Origin of the sequence: Solwaraspora sp. WMMB335 (genome assembly GCF_049179075.1) — a bacterium.
In the GTDB taxonomy this organism is placed as follows: domain Bacteria; phylum Actinomycetota; class Actinomycetes; order Mycobacteriales; family Micromonosporaceae; genus Micromonospora_E.
Genome location: NZ_JBMHMF010000001.1, coordinates 5,567,691 through 5,591,137, shown reverse-complemented (window position 1 = coordinate 5,591,137; position 23,447 = coordinate 5,567,691). Strand labels below are relative to the sequence as shown.

Sequence of the window (23,447 nt, the reverse complement as noted above, 5' to 3'; positions counted from 1 at the left end):
CATCCGCCACCAGCGTCCACCGACCATCCACATCCACCGGGTCCAGCCACCATCAAGATCAACCTAGTGCCGCGTCAGGCAACGTTGGCCCTGTTGACTACCTCGCGTAGGCGTTCGTCGGCGGCGTGCTTGTTCCGCCAGATGATGTAGCGGCGGATCATGCTGCCCTGCTCGGCGTGGCTGGTGTGGTCGGTGCCATCGAGGGTGAAGTAGCGCAGAGCGGTGAACTGGGCCTCGATGCGGTTGAGCCAGGAACTGTTGGTCGGCGTGTAGGCGAACTCGACGTTGTTCGCGGCGGCCCAGTCGCCGACGCGGGTGTCCTTCTTCGTGCTCAGGTGCGGGGAGTAGTTGTCCAGGACGATCGCGATCCGGGTCCCGGGTGGGTGCAGGCCGCGCAGGTAGCGGCAGAACTCCAGGAACCGTGTCCGGTGCTTCGTCGGCTTGATGTGGCCGTAGAGCTTGTCCGCGCCCAGGTCGTAGGCGGCGAACAGGTGGCGGACGCCGTGGGGGCGGGTGTATGTCGCCCGCCGGCGGGGCCTGGGCCCACGCTCGGGGTCCTTGTGCCGTCCACCGCGTTCGGCCCACTGCCGTCCGGGGTGGGGCTGCAGATTCAACGGGCCGAACTCGTCCAGGCAGAAGATGACGTCGGGCTCACCGGCCTCGGGGACGACCTCGCCGTCGGCGATCGCGTAGAGGTGCTCGACGCGGGCCTTCTTGGCGGCGTAGTCGGGGTCGCGGAAGGTCTTCCAGGTCTTCACCCGTTGAAACGAGACGCCCTCCTCGCGGAGCAGGACCCGTAGGCCCTCGTGGCTGATGTCGTCGACCACCCCCTCAGCGACCAGGAAGTCGGCCAGCTTGGCCAGACTCCAGGTCGAGAACGGCAGACCGTGCTCGGCCGGCGTGGACTTGGCGATCTTCTTGATCTCACGCCGTTCCGGCAGGGTGAACGTCCTCGGCCGGCCACCCTTGTACTTCGGGTAGAGCGAGTCGAAGCCGTCAGCGTTGAAGTTGTGGATCACGTCGCGGACCCGGTCTCCGCTGGTGAACGTCACCTCCGCGATCGTGCCCACGGACATGCCCTGCGCGGACAGCAACACCATCTGAGCCCGTCGCCAGGTCACCACCGAGCCCGTACCTCTACGGATGATCCGCAACAGGCGCCGGCCCTCGTCGTCGTCGATCTCACGGACGCGTACTCGTTCTCCCACCCGGACAGCCTGGCGGCACCCCACCGCCCGGACCAGCACCCGCACGGCGCGTCACGAGGCAAACGTTCCCTGATACGGCACTAGGCTACGTGGCATTGACGATAGGCGCGATACGCCCAAACAGCAGCTCCAACGCCGGGGATGAAGCTCGCGGCAGTTAGTGCAATGTCATACTTGTACTTCCACAGGAACTTGCCGACTTTCCTCGCTGCCTTCTTCCAGCTCCATTTGCCGTCGAGGTCGAAGCAGTTGACCGGGTCGCCGGCGCAGTAGTCGTACGGGTTGGCGTTACCGCCGTACACGGGGTCGGTCGTGAGGAACCGTCCGGTGGTGGTGTTGTAGAGACGCACCCCCATCAGGATCAGCCCGGTCGCGGGGTCGCTGGCGCGTTGCTTCGCGCCCAGCCAGCCGTACCGTTCACCACCGACCGCCTCAGGGTTGCGAGGAGTCCCGTACTCGCTGGCATCGGTGGTCGCCGACAGACCGACGTCGCCGGGGAGAATGGTGGCGACCAGGTCGCCGTGCAGGTTGGTCAACCGCCACGTCACCTGCCCGTTGTCGCTGTTCCAGATGCCACCCATCCCCGACACACCAGACACGATCCGGGTCCAGGTGTCGACGTTCTCCTGCGTCCAGGCCGGATTGTCTCCGTCGTCGTCGTAGTGGTGCACCGTCGTCACCGGCGTGCCGTCAGCGGTGTCGGTGAACGACCGCACCCGTTCGCCGGTGACATCCAGGGCGTAGTCGACCGTGCGGCCCGCCTGGGTGATCGTGTCCACCAGGTCGGTCACGTGGTAGCCGACCGTCGCGTCACCAGCGGTCGGAGTCGCGGTATCCGCCGCCGGCACCGTCGTCGTACGCCCCAGCGCGTCATACACCGTGCCGGTGGTGGTGATTCGGTCCGCCGTGTCGTAAGAGTGGGTGATGGTGGAGGCGGCGGTACCGGTCTGGCAGGTGCCGTCACCAGCCGGGGCGTACTCGACCAGACTCGTCCGGTTGCTGCTGGCCGAGAAGGTATAGCTACGGGTGGTGCACTGGCCGCCGATAGTGTCCTCGACCGTCGTCAACCGACCCGACGCGTCGTAGGTGTAGGTCTGCTCGGCCAGGGTCGACGCGTGCTGACGCCACTGGCCGTGCACCGACTCCGCTATTGACCCACTGTAGAGCGTGCAATCCGACGCACCACAACCCGGCCGCTCGTAGGTGATGCCTACGCTCGTCCCGGTCTCGTCGTACTCATGGGCGACCGTGATGCCCGACGGCCACGTCTCCGACGTCAGGTTGCCGTCGACGTCGTAGCCGCCGGTGAACACCCCGGTCTGCGTGTCGTCGACCGACGTCAACAAACCACGCCGCTCCGCGCCGCCGTCGTAGGTGTAGGTCCGGGTCGCCTTACCATCCGAACTCGTCGCCGTCCGCCCCAACAAGTCGTACGTCGTCGTCGACACGTTGCCATCCGCATCGGTGTACGACGTCTGCCGACCCAACGAACGTCAGTACCGCTTGCCAACTCTCGCCTTCATCCACGTTCTATGAAAGCCCTCCACTGACATTTTCGATTCAATGGTTGCACAGACTTGCGGAAGATCACCCAGCTGGTCCCACTCGGCCGGCAGCGCATTTCCCGCACCCCGCAACATTCGCAGCGAGGTTGATCCAAGGCATTCAACGAACCATGATTCGGAACCCTCGACCACTTCCATTATCCGCAACCCAGCTGGTTCGAAATTGTTGGGAACTGTCTGGCAGACCAACAGCTCAAGCGCCCAGACAATGAGCCGGACTCGTTTACCATCCGCGTCGAGGCAAACATACTCGGGGTCACTGTCGTCAACGAACTCTGCCGTAGTCTCGACCGCTTCTACGTCATGCAGAACCTCCGACCCAACATCAACTTCTGAGTAATGAAGCGGAAAACGCGGGAGCACACTTCGAAACTGCGTCATTTACCATCCACCTTCCCACGGGCGGTGCTTACCAATTCCCGGACGCCGGTGATAGTGCGGCCGATACTTGCCCTTCACGCGATGATAGTGCACCGCAAATTTCCTCGTTCCCTTGTAACGCAGATCGCAGCCGAACCCCCCGACATTGGGGAATCGGTGACAGCGGATCGATGTGTTCCGGATGAGATTTCGTGTGCCGGTCCACGCCTTCTTCGCCCCACTCCAGGCCTTCCGACCAGCCCACTTCGCACCGCGCCAGGCCTGTTTTCCGGTCCAGACCGCTGCCCGTTTACACCAACTCCGGCCTAGTTTGCAGGCGGCTATCGCCCCGCGCACCACCGGACCAATCCACTTGCCGTCGAGGTCTTCCTTGTTGAGCGGGTCGGCGCAAGTGTACTCGTAGGCGTTGCAGCTGCCCCCGTACACAGGGTCGACGGTGAGGAACCGCCCGGTGGTGGTGTTGTAGAGACGCACCCCCATCAGGATCAGCCCGGTCGCGGGGTCGCTGGCGCGTTGCTTCGCACCCAACCAGCCGTACCGCTCACCGCCGACCGCCTCAGGGTTACGAGAAGTCCCGTACTCGCTGGAATCCGTGGTGGCCGACAGACCTTCGTCATCGGGCAGGATGGTAGCGACCAGGTCGCCGTGCAGGTTGGCCAACCGCCACGTCACCTGCCCGTTGTCACTGCTCCAGATACCACCCATCCCCGACACACCAGACACGATCCGGGTCCAGGTGTCGACGTTCTCCTGCGTCCAGGCCGGATTGTCACCATCGTCCTCGTAGTGGTGCACCGTCGTCACCGGCGTGCCGTCAGCGGTGTCGGTGAACGACCGCACCCGCTCCCCGGTGACATCCAAGGAGTAGTCGACCGTGCGGCCCGCCTGCGTGATCGTGTCCACCAGGTCGGTCACGTGGTAGCCGACCGTCGCGTCCCCAGCGGTCGGAGTCGCGGTATCCGCCGCCGGCACCGTCGTCGTACGCCCCAGCGCGTCATACACCGTGCCGGTGGTGGTGATTCGGTCCGCCGTGTCGTAAGAGTGGGTGATGGTGGAGGCGGCGGTACCGGTCTGGCAGGTGCCGTCACCAGCCGGGGCGTACTCGACCAGACTCGTCCGGCTACTGCTGGCCGAGAAGGTATAGCTACGGGTCGTGCACTGGCCGCCGATAGTGTCCTCGACCGTCGTCAACCGACCCGACGCGTCGTAGGTGTAGGTCTGCTCGGCCAGGGTCGACGCGTGCTGCCGCCACTGACCATGCACCGACTCGGCCACCGAACCACCGTAGAGAGTGCAGTCCGACGCACCACAACCCGGCCGCTCGTAGGTGATGCCTACGCTCGTCCCGGTCTCGTCATACTCATGGGCGACCGTGATCCCCGACGGCCACGTCTCCGACGTCAGGTTGCCGTCGACGTCGTAGCCGCCGGTAAACACCCCGGTCTGCGTGTCGTCGACCGACGTCAACAAACCACGCCGCTCACTGCCACCGTCATAGGTGTAGGTCCGGGTCGCCTTACCATCCGAACTCGTCGCCGTCCGCCCCAACAGGTCGTACGTCGTCGTCGACACGTTGCCATCCGCATCGGTGTACGACGTCTGCCGACCCAACCCGTCGAAGCCGCGGACCACTTCGGCCGTGACCGTCCCACCCACCACCGACTGGGTCCGCAGGTGCCGGCCGGTCGCCGCGTCGTACACGTTGCGGGTGACCGGCACCGCCGCACCCAGCCCCGACGCGGCGCTGATCGCCACCTCGTACACCCGACCGGCCGGGTCGTAGCTGGTGGTCGTGGTCCGCAACGTGCCGGCGCTGGTCTTCTCCACCACCGCACGCGGCTGGTTGAACATGTCGTACGTGGTGACCGTGACCGGCAGCTCCGGCCCGGACCCCGGCTGCCCGCCAGGCTCGATCCGGCACGGCAGATTCGCCCACTCCGGCCGCAGATCACACTCTGAGTAGCCCGAGCCGCTGGTGGCCCGGTAGTACACCGTCCGCCGCGTCGACGGCGTCGTGGTCGACGTGCCACCCGCCGGGGCGGTCGTCGTCACCTCAAGACCAGTGACCGGGTCGTAGCTGGTGCGGGTAGCGAGAGCCAGTCCGGCCGGGTCGACCGTCACCACCGTCGGTTGGCGCAACCCCCAGTCGTACGCGGTGGTGCTGATCCGGGTGTCCGAGTCGACCCAGACACCGGCGGTGTTCCACCAGCTCACCATCTCCTCGACGGTGGTGATCAGGTTGTACGGCCCGCCGGTGGTCGGCGCGCCCTGGTCGTAGCTGTTCCGGGTGTGTTTGCGCCCGCGCACCACCGTCCCGTCCGGCAGCGTCACCTCCCGCTCCGGCTCCAACACGTTGTACAGCCGCTGTCCGTCGGCGCCGTAGAGGCTCAACGTCGACCGGGCGTACGCGAGCGCGGTCTCCGCGGCCGAGTCGTCCGAGCCGCTAACGTCCAAGGCGCGTCTGCGGTTGCCGGCGGTCAGTGTGCGGGTGGTGTTGCCCCACTGGTCGTACCAGGTGGCACTGATGTGCCCGCCGGGGACGGCGGCGTTGACCTCCCGCGCGTTGGCGTCCAGGTAGGTCACCGTGGCCCGCTCGTACGATGACGGCAGCACCCCGGTCGACGGGCTGCCGGTCGGCACCTGGTTGGCCGGGAACACCGCCGTCGCGTCGGTCGGCGGGTCCTGGCCCCACCGCACCGTCTGCGCGTACGGCAGGTCGTACGGCGCGCCGGTGCCCGACGTCGGCACCTGGTAGACGACTGTGGTGGTGGCCGTACCGGCCGACAGCGCGCTGCGGGACACCTGATGCAGCCGGCCCAGCCCTGGATCACCCGGCAACGTCGTGTAGGTCAGCTGCCACGGCTCCTCGGCGGTCGGCTGCACCGACGCCAGCACCCCGTCCAGGTTGTACGAGTACGTCTCCCACAGGTGGTGCGTCGTCGCGCCGTCGACGTAGTCGAGACGGGGATCCCATACCGCCCGCAACCGGCCCGCGTTGTCGTAGGCGTAGCCGGCGACCGCGATCGTGCGCATCGCCGGGGTCGACAGGTCCGGGTCCCACGCGGTGAACGACACCTGCCGCACCCGTCCGACGTAGTCGCCCCAGCCCGCCTCGGTGGTCCCGGTCGCGGTCGTCGACGCCGCGTAGTCGAACGTCAACGCCCGACAGCCCCGGGCCAGCGTCGTACAGGCCACCCCGTCCGCGACCGGCGCGAGCATCCGGGTCGGCCGGACGATCTCCGTACCGCCGATGGTCACCCGCTCCCAACTGAGCGTCGTGGTCTGGTTGCTGCCCGGCACGGTCACCGCGGTCGGGAAGTACTTCCCCGCCGCGCTGCCCACGACCCGGGTAAACACCACCAGGTTGCCGTCCTCGTCGGTCAGGCTGTACGAATCCGGTCCGGATGCGTACGACAGCCGCACGAACTCCATGCCCGGCTCGGAGTCGAACTCGGTCGTGTTCCGTTTGGTGAAGCCGAGCGTATCGCCCTCCGGCAGACCCACCTGCACCAGCGAGCCGTACACCGTCAGCGACGTGTACGGCGATTCGGCCTCCTCCACCAGCACCCCGGACACCCAGCCCGGCCCGAACATGTTCGCCGAATCAGTCGCCGCCGCCCGCCGGCTGTTGTACGACCGGGTCACGGTCAGGTCCGTGCCGTACGAATCCACCGACACGTCGGTGTCCGACAGGCTGTAGTTGCCGGTGATCAGGTTCACCGAACCCGGGCCGATCGCCGAGGACGCGGCGGTCGCCTGGTCCCGGTCGAAGGTGAACGTCACCGCGCTGGACGTACCGCCCGAGCCGCCGGTGAACACGCCACGGATCTGCAACGGGCCGTTGCGGGCGATCGCCTGCGCGTCCACCGCCGCAAGGGTCGCCTCGACGTCCCAGTTCAGTTTCGGGAACGCTCCACCGCCGGTGGTCGCCACCGGCCACGACGCCACCGCGCCACCGGCGGCCAGGGTGACGTGCCCGGTCGGGATGTTCACCCAGGTATCGGTTTCGGCCCGCCGCCACTGATAGGTCACCCCGGTCGCGGCCGCCTGGCCCACGCCGGTGATCGCCGTCTTCGCCGCCGTGATGTCCCCGGCCTTCGGGCCGGTCACCGCGCCACTGCCCACGCTGAACGAGTACGCCCGGATCGCCGACTGGTTGCCTGCGCGGTCCCGCGACCGCACGTACAACGTCTGCGGTCCGTCCTGCGTCGGCGTGATCGACACCGACGCCCCGCCGCCGAGGCTGGCCGCGTTGACCGACTGGTTCGGCGGGTTGGCGTTCAGCCCGTACTCGTACGCCGCCACGTCAGCGACCCCCGACGCACCGAAGGTGAACGTCCCGGCCGTGCCGACGCCGCCACCCCACTGCCCCGACGGGTACGTCGACGACGACACCGTCGGCATGGCCGACGGGGCGACGGTGTCAACGGTGAACTCGCACCATGGTGCCCACGGCCCGTCGCCGATGGCGTCGTTGCCGCGCACCCGCCAGGAGTACGTCCCGCCTTCGGTGAAGGCGCCGGACGGCACCACGGTGCCGAGCCACGACCCGGACGCGCCAGGGCCGACGACCGCCGAGCCGACCGGGGCGCCACCCGTCACGTTCCACTCGAAACGCGCGGTGACCGGCGAACTCTCGGCATCGGTGACCTGCGCCCGCAGCTGCGGCGTCCTGGTGTTGAGGAACGGCCGTGAGCTGCCCGTCGCGCAGGCGGTGACCGGCACGGTAGCCCGGGCGGTCACCGTCGGCAGCGTCTGGTACACCAACGTCACGTACGGATCCTTGGTGTTCTCCATCGAGTGGAATCGCTTCCAGCCGAGGTTGTCGGTCTCGGAAGCCGCCTGCAGTCCGATGTTCACGGTGGACTGGGTGGTGCCGGCCGCCAGGTCGGCGAACGCCGTCGTCACCGGTGCGCTGACCCAGCCGTCACCGCAACTACTGTCGTAGCCTTTGGTCTGCGACGACGTGCCGACGATCTTGATCCAGGTCGGCTGGTTGGACCAGCGTGACGTCCAGTCGGCGTAGCTGGTCGACCACGCCTGCCATTGACGGGCGGTGCATGACCAGGAGTGGTAGTTCCACAGGTAGAGCGTCGCCGACTGCACATGCTTGCCCTGCAGCCACGACAGGTAGCGGAAGCTGAGCAGCGACCTCGCCTTGTTGGTCCCCCCGTCGTACGTGCCCAGCTTCAACTCGTTCACCGTCGACTGGTCGGAGGCGTAGCCGGTCTGGATGAACGCGTCGTAGTTCGGGTTGAGCGTCACCGACGGATCGATCGTCACCGGAAACACGGTCGCCGGGTCGGTGAGCCAGGCCACCGACGGCGTCAGGTCGAACTGCGTCTCGCCGCCCCGACCAGGGGCGACCCGCACCTCGACCGGCGCCTTGCGGACCTGCTCGCCTGACTCCTCGTGGATCTGGGCGTCCCACATGATCGGAGCAGGCACCACACCGACCCGGTCACCCTCGCGGTCGAGGATCTCCCAGCCGCCCGCCCCGCCTTCGGCGACGGTCAACCCGGTGCCCCGCAACGCCAGCGGCACCTCGTGGACCTGATCCGCCGCCGCCCGGTCCTTGACGATCAGAAACTGCTGGAATCCGGTGCGGGTCGCCTCCACCACCAGGTCGACCCCGGGTCGCACGTCAGAGTAGGTTGCCCGACTGTCCACAACTGTCGGCGCCGGCAACCGTCCCGACCAGCCCAACGCCAACCGGTCTTCGCCCACACCCACCGACACCAGGTCGTGTTCACCGTCGCCGGCCGCGCCGGACAGCCGCAGGTCGTTCGGGTGAGCACGGGCGGCGACCGAGCCGTCCGGCTGCGCCGCGAGGGTGAAGTCGATGGGCCGCCAACCGCCCTCGCCATCCGGCAGCCGTACCGGGCCGAGATGGGCTTCGACCTCGACCCGCCCGTCCGGCAACGCCCAGAACTCCGACGTTTCCGACGTCAGCCCGGTGATCTTCACCTTGTGCCCGGTCATCCGGGGCGGTCACCAGCGCCGCCGCCTCGTCCGGCCGGGCCAACTCGCCAGCCGGATCGGCGGAATCAGCCGAATCTGCGGGGGTCGACTGCTCGGGTGCGGGTGCCGCGACCGCAGGCCGTGCCCCCGCCCAGTCGGACAACGTCGCGGCCAGCACGACGGCCAATGTGTACGCCGTCCAGCGGCGCAGGCCGCCGCCGGCCGCTGCTGAACTGACCATCAAACGAGCAGGTTGATCCGAGCCGGCGTAACGCATGTCCACCGTGCCTCTCCCCGTGAGATCACCGCCCACTGCGGCAAGGAGACTGTAGACGGGACCCGCCGGGACAACAATAAGAATTACCAAGAGATACGTCAATATCAGTCAGTTTGTCCCGATCGGACACCGTACGCAACTATCGACGCGTGAGCCATTTTGGAAACGTGAGAGCAATCACGCGCGCAGTCCATTTGTCGACTTCGTGAACAGCCCCTGGCCACACCCGTTCTTTAACATAGTTCATTGAGTTGTCAAATAGTCTGGGTATTGGCCGACGTCTACACCTGTGCTCAAATTGCGGCAGACGGGGCCGAGCGCTCTGTCCGGCTGCGGCGCCCGGCGATCCCGGTAGCTGGCGGGCCGGACAAGCCGTCACCTCCACCGGTCAGTCCATGCGTCACCGTGCCCAGGGGGCAATTTCTCCTATGTCCAGACAGCACCGATTCCGTCGTCACGCGATCGCGGCAGCGGCCGCTTCCACTATTGTCGCCGTGCTCGGAGCCACACCGGCGGTCGCCCAACCGGCGACCGGTCTCGCTCCCCTGCTACCGGCCGAGAACGGCACGCCGAATGGCGGTTACATCGTCATCCTCAAGGATCAACCGGTCATCGGCGGCGCGGCGAACGACCCCGTCGCGGTCGCTGAACGAGCCGGTGGCCGGGAGGTCCACCGGTACGAGATCGTACTGAACGGCTTCTCCGCGAAGCTGAATTCCGACGCTCTCCGGGCGGTCCGCGCCAACCCGAACGTGGCCCACGTGCGCGCCGACGCGCTGGTCCAGGCCGTCGGACCGGCCCCAATCGGTGGTGGCGCTACCACCCAGCCCAACCCCCCGTCGTGGGGTCTGGACCGCGTCGACCAGCGGAACCTACCGCTCGACCAGGAGTTCAGTTACGACACCGACGGCACCGGGACCACCGTGTTCGTCCTGGACAGCGGGATCCGCACGACGCACGTCGACTTCGGCAGCCGGGCGCAGTGGGCCTACGACGCGGTCAACGACGGCAACAGCCCGGGTGACTGCCAGGGGCACGGCACGCACGTCTCCGGCACGATCGGCGGTGCGACGTACGGCGTCGCCAAGGATGTCCAGATCCGTGACGTGCGGGTGTTGAACTGCAGCAACCTCGGCACCAACGCGGACCTCATCGAGGGCATGGACTGGGTGGCGATGAACGCACCGCCGCGCGCCGTGGCGAATCTCAGCCTGCAGAACTACGCCGTCGAGGTGAACACGGCCGCCCAGAACATGATCGACGCCGGGGTGCTGGCGGTGTTCGCCGCGGGCAACAACAACAGTGACGCCTGCGGCAACAACCCACGCTCACCGGACGGCATCGTAGTGGGCGCCACCACCATCACCGACAGCCGGTGGTCCAGCTCCAACTACGGCTCCTGCATCGACGTCTTCGCCCCGGGCAACAACATCACCTCGGCCGGCAACGGCAGCGACAGCGCCGTCGCCGCCGGCTGGTCGGGCACCTCGATGGCCGCTCCACACGTGACCGGCTGGGTGGCCCGCTACCTGGAGACCAACCCGAGTGCGACGATGGCACAGGCGAAGGCGGCGCTGCTCAGCGCCGCCACCAGCAACGTCCTGACCGGCATCGGCACCGGGTCACCCAACCTTCTGCTGTACGCCGACCCGGGCGGCACGTCGACCGACACCGTCGCGCCGTCGACCCCCGGCACCCCGGTCGCGTCGAGCGTGACCGCGACCTCGGCCACGCTCACCTGGACGGCGTCCACCGACAACGTCGGTGTGGCCGGCTACGACATCGAGCGGGCCACCGGCGGTGGCACGTTCGCGCCGGTCGGGTCGTCGGCGACGAACTCGTTCGTCGCGACCGGGCTGGCCGCCGGGACCACCTACCAGTTCCAGGTACGCGCCGAGGACGCGGCGGGCAACCTGTCGCCGTTCTCGGCGGCGGTCACCGTCACGACGGCGACGGCAACGGGCACCTGCCAGGTCGCCTACGCGATCAGCAGCGGCGGTTCCACCTTCACCACCAACATCGTCATCACGAACACCGGCACCAGCACGATCAACGGCTGGACTCTCGCCTTCACCCTGCCCAGCGGTCACGCGTTCGGCAGCGGATGGTCCGCCACCTACGGTACGAGCGGCCAGGACGTCACCGCGACCTCGCTGTCGTGGAACTCGACCCTCCTGCCGCAGGGCACGGCGACCATCGGATTCAACGGCACCGGTTCCGGCACCGCGGAGCCGACCGCGTTCACTCTGAACGGCACTCCCTGCACCATCGTCTGACGACAGGCCGGACGGTCACCTGGCGGAGGGACGGTCCGGCTGAACGGCGAGGTCAGCGGGTCGGGTACCAGTGGAACTGGTACCCGACCCGTTCCCGCCGTCGCCGCTGTCGACGCTGGTGTCCCCGTCGCCGCCGGTGCTGCGCAGACTCCAGACGATCGACACGGCGATGGTGACCACGATGACCCCGAGGGTGACCGGGATGGGCAGCTTGCCGACCGGGGTCTCGGAGAGGATGAGCTTGACACCGGCGAAGGCGAGCAGCACGGCCAGGCCGTAGTGCAGGTGCACGAAGCGGCGCAGCAGCCCGGCCAGGCAGAAATAGAGGCTGCGGAGTCCGAGGATGGCGAACGCGTTCGCCGTCCAGACGATGAACGTACTGGTGCTGATAGCCAAGATCGCCGCGATCGAGTCGATGGCGAAGATCAGGTCGGTGGCCTCGACCGCGATGAGGACGACGAACAGCATGGTCGCGACGTGAACTGCTCGACCAGGTGCCCGACAAGTGGTCGCTACGGGTGCTCGAAACGCTCTGCGGGCGGCCGCAGCGCTTCGACGACGAGGCCGACCGGCTGGTCGCATCACCTCACGGCAGGTCCGCCAACGACCGTCCCATCGAGCGGCGGATCGCGTTGAGCAGTACGAGATGTGCCGCCGCTGCCGGCCGTGACGCCTCGGTGAGCGCGACGCTCCAGGCCGCCCAGTCGACGTCGACCGGCGAGCGGTCCAGGTGTGCCCGCCGCAGCGCCGTCATGAACCGCGCGTACTGCGCGAATCAGAACCGCCATCACCGCATCCACGACCCGGCGGTCTGGCAGATGTCGGCGCGGCGGGAACGGGGCGGGGACGGGCCGGGTACGACGCTCGTACCCGGCCCGCCGTGTCCCCCGCCGCGTACGGTTACCGCTGCGTCAACTGGCCGTGCAGGTCGCCGTCGGGGCGCTGTTGGTGCCGTTCCAGCTGCCCAGGAATCCGAACGTCGTGCTGGCTCCGGCACCGAGGCTGCCGTTGTAGCTGACGTTGCGGGCGGTCACGGTGGACCCGCTGCTGGTGACGGTGGCGCTCCAGGCCTGGGTGACGGTCTGGCCGTTGGCGAACGTCCAGGTCACCACCCAACCGCTGATCGCCGAACTGCCGGCGGTGACCCGAACGTCACCCTGGAAGCCGCCCGGCCACTGGCCGAGGATGCTGTAGCTGGCGGTGCAGGTCCGGCCGCCGGGCGGGGTGGTGGTCGGCGGGACGGTGGTCGGGGGTGTGGTGGTCGGCGGCGCCGTGGTGGGCGGAGCGGTGGTCGGCGGCGCCGTCGTCGGAGGTGCGGTGGTGGGTGGCGTACCGCCGAAGATGGTGGCCTCGCGGGAGGTGGACGCGATGCCGTTCGCACCGTTGAAGATCCGCTCGCCCCAGGTGGTCATCTGGTTGGGGTCGAAGCTGAGCACCATGTCGAGGATCGGGTCGGTGTTGCCACTCCACGACCAGCCGAGGTAGCCCATCCCCCGGGCCTGTGCCTCGGCCAGAATCGTGTTGTGGTCCACCTCGCCGGAGTTGAACTGCCAGCCGAACTCGCCGATCACCAACGGCCACCCGTTCGCCTCGAAGTCGTCGAGGTAGCTCACGATCGACGAGGAACTGTTGTAGACCGAGTACATGTGGATCGACAGCACGGTGTTGCCGTGGCTGTCGGCGTCCAGCACCGTCTGGGCGTCGGCCCGCATGATGTTCTGCCAGTCCTGACCCCAGTTCGGTGCGTCGATCATGAGCAGGTGCTCGAAGCCGTTGGCCCGCATCCGCTGGATCGCGTTGACCGTGGCGGCGGTCCACTGGGCGGCGTCGACGTTGCCGATCGGCTCGTTGCCGATATTGATCACGACGTAGTTCTCTTCGCCGACCAGCGCGCTCTTCTGGCTGATCCAGTAGTCGACCGCCTGGTCGAGCGAGGCGGCGGCACCCTCCTCGCCGTACCCGGTGGTGTCGTGCACCTCGAGCACGCAGATCATCCGGTTCTGCTTGCACAGGCTGATCACGTTGGCGACGTCGTTGGACGGACCCCACCGTTGGCCGCTGCCCAGCACCACCCGTACCGTGTTGGCGCCCAGCGCCTTGATGTCGGCGAAGGAGTCGGTCTCGCCGGTGTACCAGACGTGCGGGTGGTTGACCCCGCGCATGATGAACGGCTGGCCGTTGGCCTCGACGATGTCGGTGCCGCTGATGTGCAGACCGACGGCCGCGCTCGCCGGCCGCGCGACCAGCAGGATCGACGCGACGAAGGTGAGCAGGGCGGCGCCGAGGACAAGAAGCTTTCTCTTCATGACCTACCTCAGGTTGAGCCCGGGAATCCCCGGGACGAGGCGCACCTGCCCAAGCGCACCGGCCCGGTGCGGGCCGTGCGCGGCGCGCGATTGCAACGTTTGTAACCGGTGGTACGAGGACCGGCTCAGCGCTCGACGCAACGCCAACAAGCTACTTCGGCACCCCCGACGAAAGCAATAGCTATGAGTCGATGCGTTTCGACAATCTCTCGCCGCTCGCCGGATCCGGCCGTCGTCGCAGCTAGCGGGCTCGTGGTTCCGACAGTTGGCGGTAGTGGACACCGTCACCCGACGCTTAGCCTGGCGGCTCCAGCCTATAAAGGAGTGTGGATGGGACGAATCGGCAGATCATGGGGGGCCGCCACGGTGGTCCTCCCGCTCGCCGTGGTCGCCATGTTCGGCGCGTCGTCACCGGCGTACGCCCAGCAGGCACCGACGATCGTGGTGGCCGACGGCGTCACGCAGCCGGTCTTCGGCTACGCGGACGCGATCCGGGAGAAGCTGTTCATCGACTCGACCTTCGACAGCGACGGTGACGGGCTGCGCGACATCATCGCGTTCGACGTCATCAGGCCCCGCGCCACCGAGGACGGGCTGCGGGTGCCGGTCATCATGGACGCCAGCCCGTACTACACGACGTTGTGCCGGGGCAACGACTCGCAGTGCAAGCAGGACCTCGACGGCGACGGACTGCTCGACCAGTGGCCGCTGTTCTACGACAACTACTTCGTCCCCCGTGGCTACGCGATCATCCTGCTGGACATGGTCGGCACCGGCGGCTCCACCGGCTGTCCCACCACCAACGCCAACCAGGACAACCTGAGCGCGAAACAGGCGGTCAACTGGCTCAACGGACGCGCGGTGGCCCGCAACGCCGCCGGCGAGGAAGTCGTCGCCGACTGGCACAACGGCCACACCGGCATGGTCGGCAAGTCGTACGACGGGTCGCTGGCGATGGCGACGGCGGTGACCGGGGTGAAGGGCCTGACCACGATCGTGCCGATCAGCGGGCCGGCCGAATACTACGACTACGTGCGCAGCAACGGGGTGGTGACCCGGGGCAACAGCTACCCGTCGTACCTGGCGAACGTGGTCACCAACCCGGACCGGCGGGCCTACTGCCAGCCGGTGCGCGACGACCTCGCCGCCAACGACGGTGACGAACACGGCGACTACACCGCCTTCTGGAACGAGCGCAGCTACGTCAAGAAGGTCGGCAAGATCACCGCGAGCGTGTTCCTGGTGCACGGGATCAACGACGACAACGTCCGCGCCGACCACATGAGCAAGTTCTGGTACGCCCTGGCCGAGCACGACGTCACCCGCAAGCTGTGGATCACGCAGACCGGGCACGTCGACCCGTTCGACTTCCGGCGCGCCGAGTGGGTGGCGACCCTGCACCGCTGGTTCGACTACTGGCTGCACCAGGTGCCCAACGGCATCATGGACGAGCCCCGGGTGGACGTGGAGCGGGCCGCCGATGTGTGGCAGACGTACGCCGACTGGCCGGTGCCCGGCATGGCCGAAACCGAGGTCTTCCTGCAGCCCGGTGCGGAAAGCGCGGGTGGGCTGGGCCTGGTCCCGGTCGCGGACCCGGTCGCCGAGAGCTTCCAGGACAACCCGTCGCAGAGCCAGAACACGATGATCCTCAACCCCGACGCGGTCCAGCCGAACCGGCTGGTCTACCTGTCCGCGCCGCTGGCCGCCCCGCTGCACATCTCCGGTACCCCGCAGATCCGGATCCGGGCCTCGGCCGACCAGACCGACACCCACCTCGGCGCGATCCTGGTCGACTACGGCACCGCCGAACGGGTGGCGCACCGGGCCTCCGGCGAAGGCATCATCACACTGCCGACCGAGGACTGCTGGGGTGAGGCCAGCGCCACCGACGACGGCTGCTTCCGGCAGACCGAGAAGCGGGTGGCGACCGCCGACTACGAACTCGTCAGCAAGGGCATCATGGACGCCAGCAACCGGCAGTCGATCCGGGTGGACGTCCCGCTGGAGCCGGGTACGAAGTACAACTTCACCTTCCCGCTGCTGCCCGAGGACTACGTGTTCCAGCCCGGTCACCGGATCGGGGTGATCCTGGTGGCGTCCTACCCGCAGTACTCCAGCCAGACGGTCCAGACCCGGGCCAACATCGACGTCGCGCTCAAGACCAGCCGGATCGTGCTGCCGGTGGTCGGCGGCACCGCCGCCGCCCACGCCGCCGGCCTCTGACGGCGCTGCGGGCGGATGGCGCCGTTCGAATGGACTCCGCCCTGCCGGTAAGCCCACGGAAACAGAGAACGACCCCGGGACACCCCGGGGTCGTTCTCTTCTGGACGGGGGGGTCCGGGCGCAGCCAACCGACGAACAGCCGGACCCCCCTAGCTGGCCCCCGAGGTGCTGCCTGGCTACGCGACCAACGTGGCGTCCGGCACAGAGGGTGCACCCCCCGGGGGGGAGTCTTGTTCCTACGTCCAGCGCCTCTCTGTGCCGTTCGCGGCACCGGTGCGCTCCCGGACGCCGGGGCGGGTGAGCGCGGTTTTGTAGACGCTGAGCATCATCATCCGGCCGTCACGACCGAACTCGATGACGGTCCCGAAGATGGCCACCACCAGGTAGTCGGGCTTATCGAGCCCGACTCGGATCTCCGACACCCGGACGATGAGGTCACGGTCCCCGTACACCCAGTCGGCTTCCCCGAGGTGCAGGACGTCACCGACGCGCAGCAGCGGCCCGGGATCGGCCCGGCCATCCCCGAGGGGAAATGCGTCCCCGGTCCCGGTCATCGCCGCACCTCCGGGAGCGGCGGTAACGGCAGCGTCAGCACCTTCAGGACCGCGCGCAGTCGCCGTGCCGGCCCGGGGTCGTGCTCGTCCAGGACGTTGAGCGCCGTCACGAACGGGTCGCAGGGCGCGGTCACGTCGCACTTTCGACAGTCCCCGTACTTTGATGGCAGGTGCTGCTGTACGGCGCTGCGGGCGGAGGTCACCTCCTGAGCAATCCGCAGGGCTTCCGCCCGCCCCTCGGGAGTTGGCGGCGGCGGATCGGGAACGACTCGGAGCCGGAAGCGCGGATCGTTGTCGACGTCCGTCTGTCCGGGTGTGCGCTTCGGCAGACCCGAGGCTAACCGGGGCTTCGCCTCGGCCGTCGTGGTCCGCTTCGGTAGCTGCCGGGTCCGGCTGGTGGTGCCGTTACGTCTGGGCACTGGTCCCCCTCGGGTGGAGAGCGGATCGGGGGACGGCCCCGAGAGCTCGCCATGGCGGGGGGTAGCCCCCGGGGCCGTCGATTTCCACCCTGGACTGCCAACCGGGCAGAGGGGAAGATGAGACGACGAAATAGAGAAAACGAGTCAGTCGGACGTCAGCCACGTAGAGCAGACAGCCCTGTATGAAGAATTGCCGCGCAATCCTGGAGAAAGTCTGGAGAACATGAAATCGATGAGTCCAAGCGAATACTTGATCATGAGCCTTCGACGCTACCGGGAATCGGCAGGATTGACACAGGAGCAATGGGGTGCAAGTATTGGCTACTCGGCGCAACATGTCAGTGCGATCGAACGCGGAAACCGCGCAGCACTGCCGGATTATCTGGCGAGAGTAGACGGCCGTCACGGCACGACTTTTGTCCACTTTCACGAAAACTTCGTAATTGGCGAATCTGCTCCGGTCTGGCTGCGCGAATGGATCGAGATAGAGCGCGAGGCGGTCATGCTCCGGTGGTTCGAGCCGTCGCTGATCCCTGGGTTGCTCCAGACCGAGGCATACGCGCGGGCGGTGCTGTCGTGGGGTGGGCTGCTAGCACCAGCGGCGATAGAACAACGGCTGGCGTCACGGATGGACAGGCAGGCGGTACTGCACCGCGAGCCGACACCCCCCATGACGTTCTTCCTGCTCGACGAGCAGGCGTTACGCCGGAACCTCGGAGACGCCGCACTCATGTACGAGCAGTGTGAGCGCTTGCTGGAGGTCGCCGCCATGCCGCACGTACATCTACAGGTGATCCCGTCCGGCGCCGGGCTGCACGTTGGCTTGGCGGGTGCGTTCATCCTCGCCCGGAGCCCGGAGGGTGCGGAAGCTGCGCACATCGACGCCGCACTAGAGGCCGGGGTCACCGACCGACCGGAGGACATTGCGGCCCTTCATGCCCGGTGGGACGCTGTACGGAGCGAGGCTTTGCCGCACTCGGCGGCAGCCAGAATGATCAAGGAAGTGGCAGAGACATGGACATGACCCGGGAGCCGTGCTGGCGGAAGTCCAGCAGATCCGGCAACGGTGGGTCGACCTGCGTTGAGGTCGCGGACAACCTTCCCGGCCGGGTACACGTCCGGGACAGCAAGGACCAGGGCGGACCGGTGCTCACCTTCCAGCCGGCCGCGTGGTCGGCGTTCGTAGAGATGGCCCGCAAGCCCTGAGCGACTACATAGCCCCGCCGAGAAGGCCGCAGACGATTCGGGAGCCCCGGCCCTCATTCGGGGTCGGGGCTCCGTCATGCTCAGCCCGAGCCCGCTACAGGAACAGCACGACCAGACCGGTAGCCGCCCCGATCAGGGCTGCCGTGCTGGTGAGCACTCCGGGCAACGTCTTGAGGTAGGCCGGGATCACCCGATGGCGGTTCCGTTCGTTGTTGCCATCATCGTTCCCTGCACTTCTCTCGCCCTTGCCGCAAATCTGACCCTCACCGATTGACGGAAGCTCAGGAACGGTGACTCGGTGGCGCTGGACGCCACTCGACCGTTGATTCCCATCGACTGGGGTCACCTGTGGAACGTCAGCGGCTCACTCAGCATCCTGATGGGAAACCGTAGGGCAAGTCATCGCAGATACCGGTCTTTAGCAAGAGTGCCCTGAAGATCGGGTGGCGGCGGGCTCTGCGCCGGTCGCTGGCAGGGTCCGGCTTCCTTGACCATGATCACGAATCTCTGACTTCGCGATGCGTCCAAGATTGCCGGGCTTCGAAGGCACCGGCCGGCGGGAACTGGGTCAACTGGCTGGGGCGAGGACCAGGTCGGTGAGCATGGCCTCCAGAGTGGCCGCGTCGACGCCGCCGGGGAAGCCGCGCAGCAACGTACCGCCACGGGCCACCAGCACCACCGCCGGCGGCTCGCGCACCGCGTACGACCGCCAGATGGTCTGGTCGTGGTCGACCAGCACCGGATAACCCACCCGGTGCTGGCGCAGGTACGCCTGCAACTCCTCGGCGGTGTCCTCGCCCGCGACGCCGACGAACACCACCCGGTCGGCGTGGGCGCGGGCCAGGTCGCTCACCGCGACCTGCTGCTCGGCACAGAGCGTGCACCAGGAACTGAAGAAGGTCAGCACCACCGGTCGCTCGGCCCACAGATCGGCCAGGGCCAGCGGGCTGCCGTCGGTCAACTCCCCGGAGACCGCCGGTGCCGGCGGCGAGTCGGTCGGAGCCGGGCGCAGCGCCAGATCATCTGGCACCGGCCCGGGCAGAGCCGCCGATCCTCCGGCCACGGCCGCCCCGGCCACCGAGGGCGACAGCGACGACGGCGACGACGACAGGTCGGCGCCACCAGCGCGACCGGTGCAGCCGGCCGCCGACGGCAGCACGAGGCCGACGGCGAACAGGGCGACGAACACGGCACCACCGCGACGGTTCCGCCATCGGATCATGACGGCACCACCGCGACCAGGGCCGGTCCCTCGGCGTCGTTACGGGTCAGCTCAATCGGCGTCCGGCCGTCGACGACCAGCCGGTAGCCGTCGCCCGCCGCCACCTCGACCGCTACGGCAAACTCGCAGTAGGTCGGGATCCGCTCCACTTCGAGATCCTCGTCGAAGGCCGGCACCGACGTTCCGGGCGGCAACTCACCGGCGGCGAGGACCACACCGGCCTGGTCGAGGATCTCGAACGGTGCCCGGTTGTGGACGTACGTGTACGGGCCGGTGCCCGCGCAGTCGACCCCGGCCGGCCGGATGTTGATGTCGCGGACGAGCACCCGAACCGTCACCCCAGACCCGGATTCCGGCGGTCCGGCACAGCCTGCGAGCAGCGCCGCTGCGGCGGTCCCCGCCGCGCCGATGAGCAGCGCGACGGGGACCGTCTTCCAGCGCCGAGCGACCAGGGTCACGACTTCTCGACGCGGCACGTCTGGGTCACGGTCTTCGTCGGGTCGCTGACCGAGGTGGCGGTCAGCTTGATGAACCCGCTCGGCACCGCGTCGCCGGCCGCCGCGACCGACACCTTCACCGTCGTCGACGTGCCGAACTCAGCGGTCGCCAGCTCGTTGGGCAGCTCCGAGCGCCAGCCGATCCCGGCCGCCCGGGTCGACAACCGGTACACGTCGGAGTCGAGGTAGGCGGACACGTCCTCCGGGTGCTGCTGGCCGCCGGCCGAGTACGTACCGGTGTTGGTCAACTCGAAGGAGCAGGTCACGCCCCGGTTGGTCGGCTTGCTGTTGGGAGTGCTCACCTGGCCCCGGGACAGGGCGACACCGTGCGTGCCGGGCCCGCCGTCGCCGTCGAGCGAGCGTACCGCCACCGTGTACGACAGCACTCCGTTACGGTCCCGACGCAGGTCCAGGATGTAGAAGTGCAGCCGATTGGCGTCGTCGACGTACTCGTACTCGCTGCCGGAACGGGTGCCGGCGTGGAACAGCGCGTCGGACAGCTGCCGGTAGTCACCCATGGTGATCTTCTGCGGGGTGCCGTCCGGCTGGTAGAAGTCGACCATGTCGATGTCCTGCGGGTTGGCGTCGACCACCCACACGAACGGTGCGCTGTCGGCGTTCTTGGTCTTGCTCAGCAGCACGCCGGCGTCCGGGGTGAACGAGTCCGCGCCCATCCGGTCGACGACCTCGACGGTGTAGTTGTTGAAGTTGCCGCCGTCGCAGAGCGGGTCGGCTCGCCAGTCGCAGGCCGGCGACCGGTCCCGGTCCATCGCGATGTTGATGCCGGTGAGCCCGTTGTGCCCGGCGTCCACCGCGCGGGCAGTGACGTCCGCGACGACGATCCCCGAGGAGGCGAGCGCTTCTCGGGAGAGCCGTAGCACATGTTCCTCACCGAGCAGCCCGATCTTGATCTTGTCGCGGACCACGTGCAGCGAGCCCATCGAGCCGCCGCCGGTCGGTGGGATCTGCCAGCGGGTGTGCGGTCCGCCAGGCCCGTTGAACGAGCCGCGCGACATCATCCCCCAGATGCCGGTGTACGTGCGGCGCAACGGGTTGCCGTACGGGTTGTTGTAGTTGTCCCCGATGCTGAGCAGGTGGCTCAGCTCATGCGCGTACACCCCCATCCCGGAGCTTTCCGCCTGGGTCGACGAGCCGCCACCGGCGTTCGGCCAGATCGTCGCGGCGGCCTTCCACGAGGTCCACTCGACGTAGCGGGTCCGGGCCCAGTTCGGCAGATTCGGATCCGGCGGTCCCCAGGCGTCCGGGACGTCCTCTCTGGTCTGGAACATCATCTGGCCGAACTCCTGCCAGGTGGACGATTCGTCCTGCCCGGCGGAGAGGATGAACACCAGCTCGTACGAGTCGGCCACGTCGTCGCCGACCGCCGCCCGCCAGGCGCCCAACCCATCGGTACGGATGTTGCGGGCACACTGCTCGCCGGTCGGGCAGGCGCCCGGATTGAATCCGTTGTCGATACCGTACTGGTAGGACTTCACCGGCAACTCGTACGGCCCGAAGCCGGTCAGGTCAACACCGTAGCGCCCGTTGGAGTTCTGCATCCAGTACTCGTGCAGGGTGTGGCCCCGGTTCAGGCTGTTCGGGGTGTTCAGAAAGTCGGTGTAGAACTCGGCGACCTGCTCACGCGGGATGTTCGACGCCACCGCCTGCGGGTTGCCGAAGACCGTAGACCGCGCCCGCTGGGTGACCGCGAACGGCTGGTCCGGGTAGTCCAGCGTGACCAGCGCGATGTCGAAGTTGCGCGCCGAACCGGTCACGGTCGGGTCGGCCCAGTTGCGGCCGGGCACCGCCACCCAGTCGTCCCAGGTCATCGTGTCCGGATTCTGCCAGTACTGCGGGTCGAGGACCTCAAACGGTCCGCCACCGCCGGCCGGGTTGCCCGGCGCCGCGACGGCCGTGCCGGCACCCGTCGAAACGATCAGCGCGGTCACGACCGTCGCGCCCAGCAGCAGGCGGCGCACTGGTCGTCTGGTGGACAGTAGGTGCATCGAGTCACCTCTCGTCGAGCGAGCTGGCGTCCTGGGTTGGCCGGCCAGCCGGAAATGTGAATCTATGAGTCCGGTCATCAGCCGGTCACCGTGCAGATGTCGGCAGGTCGATCGACGTGTTCCGACACCTGCAGGACCGGGGCTGCTCCGGCCGGACCGGCTGACAGCCGGTCAGCCGGTCAGCCAATCGGACCGGCTAGCGGTCGGTCGGCCGGTCGGCGCCGGTAGCCAGGGCCCGGGCGATATCGCGCCGCAACAGCGCCTCGGTGCCCGACGGCAACGGTCCGCGCGGTGGCCGGCACGGGCCGCCGTACCGGCCGACGATGTCCATGCCGAGCTTGACCGCCTGAACGGCTTCGTCGCGGCCATCCCAGCTCAGCATCGGGTGCAGGCCGGTGTAGAGCGGCAACGCCGTCGCCAGGTCACCATCGGCACAGGACTGGAACAGCCGCACCGACATTGCCGGCAGTGTGTTGGGTAGGCCGGCCAGCCAACCGTCCGCCCCGCAGACCATCAGCTCCAACAGCACGTCCCCGGCGCCGGTCAGCACGTCCAGGTGCGGGCACAGGTCGCGGATGCGGTGCAGCCGACGTACGTCGGCGGTGGACTCGACCACCCCGACGATGCCGTCGGTCTCGGCGACGGTCGCCAGCACCTCCGGCGTCAGGTCGCCCCGGCACTGCGTCGGGTCGTTCTCGACGATCACCGGCAGCCCGACCGCGGCCACCTCACGGTAGTGCGCGACCACCGCGACGGTGCTGGTGCGGTGGCCGGCCGGCGGCGGTGCCAGCACGGCAACCGCGCCAGCGGCCTGGGCCTGCTCGGTCCAGTGCCGGGCCTGCCGGCTGCCGTACCCGCCGACGCCCGGCAGCACAAGGCAGCCAGCCGGTGCAGCCTCGACGGCGGCCCGTACCACGTCGACGCGTTCCCCGTCGGACAGCGCCTGGTACTCGCCCAGACCACAACCGGGGGCGATCCCGTGGCAGCCCTCGTCGCCGAGCCAGCGGACCTGCTCCTGCAACCGGTCGAAGTCGACCGACAGGTCCCGGCGAAACGGCGTCGGGATCGCCGCCAGGACACCTTGCCAGGGCGTGCGGGGCCTTGTCAGGCGGGGCAACCGGCCTCCTTCGACGGGCGTTTGTCGGGGCGCGGCGGGACGTCGGGACGTGGCGGCAACCGGGAAACGGTAGGCCCTTGCGGGGTGCCGAGTCTTCGGACAGGTGCCCGAAAGCCCGGCGGCCGACACCGGACTTTTGTCGAGAGCCGTCACTGGACACTTGCGCACCAGGTCGACGCGCCGGAAGGTAGGCGAAAGATCCTACGAGTCCGCACAGTCGACGCCGGTC

At 68.1% G+C, this 23,447-nt stretch carries 16 protein-coding genes and 1 pseudogene; 4 read left to right on the top strand and 13 right to left on the bottom strand.

Translation table 11 applies throughout. The features are described 5' to 3' along the window. Positions 1 to 74: 74 nt before the first annotated feature. From ACN27F_RS24380 to ACN27F_RS24365, 4 genes are all read right to left on the bottom strand, one after another. On the bottom strand, positions 75 to 1,208 hold the full coding sequence (locus tag ACN27F_RS24380) for an IS630 family transposase (protein ID WP_421431045.1): 1,134 nt from the start codon (positions 1,206 to 1,208) through the stop codon (positions 75 to 77). An 80-nt stretch (positions 1,209 to 1,288) separates the two neighbouring features. Then, positions 1,289 to 2,656, bottom strand: a complete 1,368-nt coding sequence (locus ACN27F_RS24375) for an RHS repeat-associated core domain-containing protein (protein ID WP_421437297.1) — start codon at positions 2,654 to 2,656, stop codon at positions 1,289 to 1,291. Between the two features lie 45 nt (positions 2,657 to 2,701). Then, positions 2,702 to 3,154, bottom strand: coding sequence for a hypothetical protein (locus ACN27F_RS24370; protein WP_421437296.1), 453 nt, complete (start codon positions 3,152 to 3,154; stop codon positions 2,702 to 2,704). After that, positions 3,155 to 9,136 (bottom strand): DNRLRE domain-containing protein, encoded by a 5,982-nt coding sequence (locus ACN27F_RS24365; protein WP_421437294.1) that lies wholly within the window; start codon positions 9,134 to 9,136, stop codon positions 3,155 to 3,157. 750 nt (positions 9,137 to 9,886) lie between these two features. Between ACN27F_RS24365 and ACN27F_RS24360 the strand changes: the two genes are divergently transcribed. Then, positions 9,887 to 11,668: a S8 family serine peptidase gene (locus ACN27F_RS24360; protein WP_421437293.1), complete on the top strand. Its 1,782-nt coding sequence runs from the start codon at positions 9,887 to 9,889 to the stop codon at positions 11,666 to 11,668. A 15-nt stretch (positions 11,669 to 11,683) separates the two neighbouring features. On the opposite strand, the pseudogene ACN27F_RS24355 reads toward ACN27F_RS24360, so the two are convergent. The 3 genes and pseudogenes from ACN27F_RS24355 to ACN27F_RS24345 all read right to left on the bottom strand — a co-directional run. Next, a pseudogene (locus ACN27F_RS24355) lies at positions 11,684 to 12,145 on the bottom strand (TerC family protein); the annotation flags it as partial. A gap of 109 nt (positions 12,146 to 12,254) precedes the next feature. Further along, positions 12,255 to 12,422: a hypothetical protein gene (locus tag ACN27F_RS24350; RefSeq protein WP_421437292.1), complete on the bottom strand. Its 168-nt coding sequence runs from the start codon at positions 12,420 to 12,422 to the stop codon at positions 12,255 to 12,257. 157 nt (positions 12,423 to 12,579) lie between these two features. Further along, positions 12,580 to 13,974 (bottom strand): cellulase family glycosylhydrolase, encoded by a 1,395-nt coding sequence (locus ACN27F_RS24345; RefSeq protein ID WP_421437290.1) that lies wholly within the window; start codon positions 13,972 to 13,974, stop codon positions 12,580 to 12,582. Between the two features lie 330 nt (positions 13,975 to 14,304). On the opposite strand from ACN27F_RS24345, the gene ACN27F_RS24340 reads away from it, so the two are divergent. Next, a complete protein-coding gene (locus tag ACN27F_RS24340) occupies positions 14,305 to 16,197 on the top strand; it encodes a CocE/NonD family hydrolase (protein WP_421437288.1) in 1,893 nt (630 codons plus the stop codon). Positions 16,198 to 16,433: 236 nt separating this feature from the next. Here the strand turns inward: ACN27F_RS24340 and ACN27F_RS24335 are convergent, their stop codons facing one another. Then, positions 16,434 to 16,751: a hypothetical protein gene (locus tag ACN27F_RS24335; protein WP_421437286.1), complete on the bottom strand. Its 318-nt coding sequence runs from the start codon at positions 16,749 to 16,751 to the stop codon at positions 16,434 to 16,436. Next, positions 16,748 to 16,885 carry a hypothetical protein gene (locus ACN27F_RS24330; RefSeq protein ID WP_421437285.1) on the bottom strand — a complete coding sequence of 46 codons (138 nt, stop codon included), beginning with the start codon at positions 16,883 to 16,885 and terminating at the stop codon, positions 16,748 to 16,750. Before ACN27F_RS24330 ends, ACN27F_RS24335 begins: the two co-directional genes overlap by 4 nt. A 517-nt stretch (positions 16,886 to 17,402) precedes the next feature. On the opposite strand from ACN27F_RS24330, the gene ACN27F_RS24325 reads away from it, so the two are divergent. Next, on the top strand, positions 17,403 to 18,194 hold the full coding sequence (locus tag ACN27F_RS24325; RefSeq protein ID WP_421437283.1) for a helix-turn-helix domain-containing protein: 792 nt from the start codon (positions 17,403 to 17,405) through the stop codon (positions 18,192 to 18,194). Then, positions 18,185 to 18,376 carry a DUF397 domain-containing protein gene (locus ACN27F_RS24320; protein ID WP_421437281.1) on the top strand — a complete coding sequence of 64 codons (192 nt, stop codon included), beginning with the start codon at positions 18,185 to 18,187 and terminating at the stop codon, positions 18,374 to 18,376. The genes ACN27F_RS24325 and ACN27F_RS24320 overlap by 10 nt, the downstream gene beginning before the upstream one ends. Positions 18,377 to 18,944: 568 nt before the next feature. Here ACN27F_RS24320 and ACN27F_RS24315 read toward each other — a convergent pair. From ACN27F_RS24315 to ACN27F_RS24300, 4 genes are all read right to left on the bottom strand, one after another. Further along, complete coding sequence (locus ACN27F_RS24315) at positions 18,945 to 19,598, bottom strand: TlpA family protein disulfide reductase (RefSeq protein ID WP_421437280.1); 654 nt, start codon at positions 19,596 to 19,598, stop codon at positions 18,945 to 18,947. Further along, complete coding sequence (locus ACN27F_RS24310) at positions 19,595 to 20,056, bottom strand: hypothetical protein (RefSeq protein ID WP_421437278.1); 462 nt, start codon at positions 20,054 to 20,056, stop codon at positions 19,595 to 19,597. Before ACN27F_RS24310 ends, ACN27F_RS24315 begins: the two co-directional genes overlap by 4 nt. Continuing rightward, the gene (locus tag ACN27F_RS24305) at positions 20,053 to 22,101 is read right to left on the bottom strand and encodes a M6 family metalloprotease domain-containing protein (RefSeq protein ID WP_421437276.1); all 2,049 of its coding nucleotides are present in this window, start codon (positions 22,099 to 22,101) and stop codon (positions 20,053 to 20,055) included. The genes ACN27F_RS24310 and ACN27F_RS24305 overlap by 4 nt, the downstream gene beginning before the upstream one ends. Before the next feature lie 196 nt (positions 22,102 to 22,297). Further along, a complete protein-coding gene (locus tag ACN27F_RS24300) occupies positions 22,298 to 23,218 on the bottom strand; it encodes a dihydrodipicolinate synthase family protein (RefSeq protein WP_421437274.1) in 921 nt (306 codons plus the stop codon). Between the last annotated feature and the right edge of the window lie 229 nt (positions 23,219 to 23,447).

Coding starts and splice junctions, on each gene's coding strand:
- ACN27F_RS24370 (WP_421437296.1), bottom strand. CDS start 3,154: ATGACGCAGTTTCGAAGTGTGCTCCCGCGTTTTCCGCTTCATTACTCA.
- ACN27F_RS24365 (WP_421437294.1), bottom strand. CDS start 9,136: ATGACCGGGCACAAGGTGAAGATCACCGGGCTGACGTCGGAAACGTCG.
- ACN27F_RS24350 (WP_421437292.1), bottom strand. CDS start 12,422: ATGACGGCGCTGCGGCGGGCACACCTGGACCGCTCGCCGGTCGACGTC.
- ACN27F_RS24345 (WP_421437290.1), bottom strand. CDS start 13,974: ATGAAGAGAAAGCTTCTTGTCCTCGGCGCCGCCCTGCTCACCTTCGTC.
- ACN27F_RS24340 (WP_421437288.1), top strand. CDS start 14,305: ATGGGACGAATCGGCAGATCATGGGGGGCCGCCACGGTGGTCCTCCCG.
- ACN27F_RS24335 (WP_421437286.1), bottom strand. CDS start 16,751: ATGACCGGGACCGGGGACGCATTTCCCCTCGGGGATGGCCGGGCCGAT.
- ACN27F_RS24325 (WP_421437283.1), top strand. CDS start 17,403: ATGAGTCCAAGCGAATACTTGATCATGAGCCTTCGACGCTACCGGGAA.
- ACN27F_RS24320 (WP_421437281.1), top strand. CDS start 18,185: ATGGACATGACCCGGGAGCCGTGCTGGCGGAAGTCCAGCAGATCCGGC.
- ACN27F_RS24315 (WP_421437280.1), bottom strand. CDS start 19,598: ATGATCCGATGGCGGAACCGTCGCGGTGGTGCCGTGTTCGTCGCCCTG.
- ACN27F_RS24305 (WP_421437276.1), bottom strand. CDS start 22,101: ATGCACCTACTGTCCACCAGACGACCAGTGCGCCGCCTGCTGCTGGGC.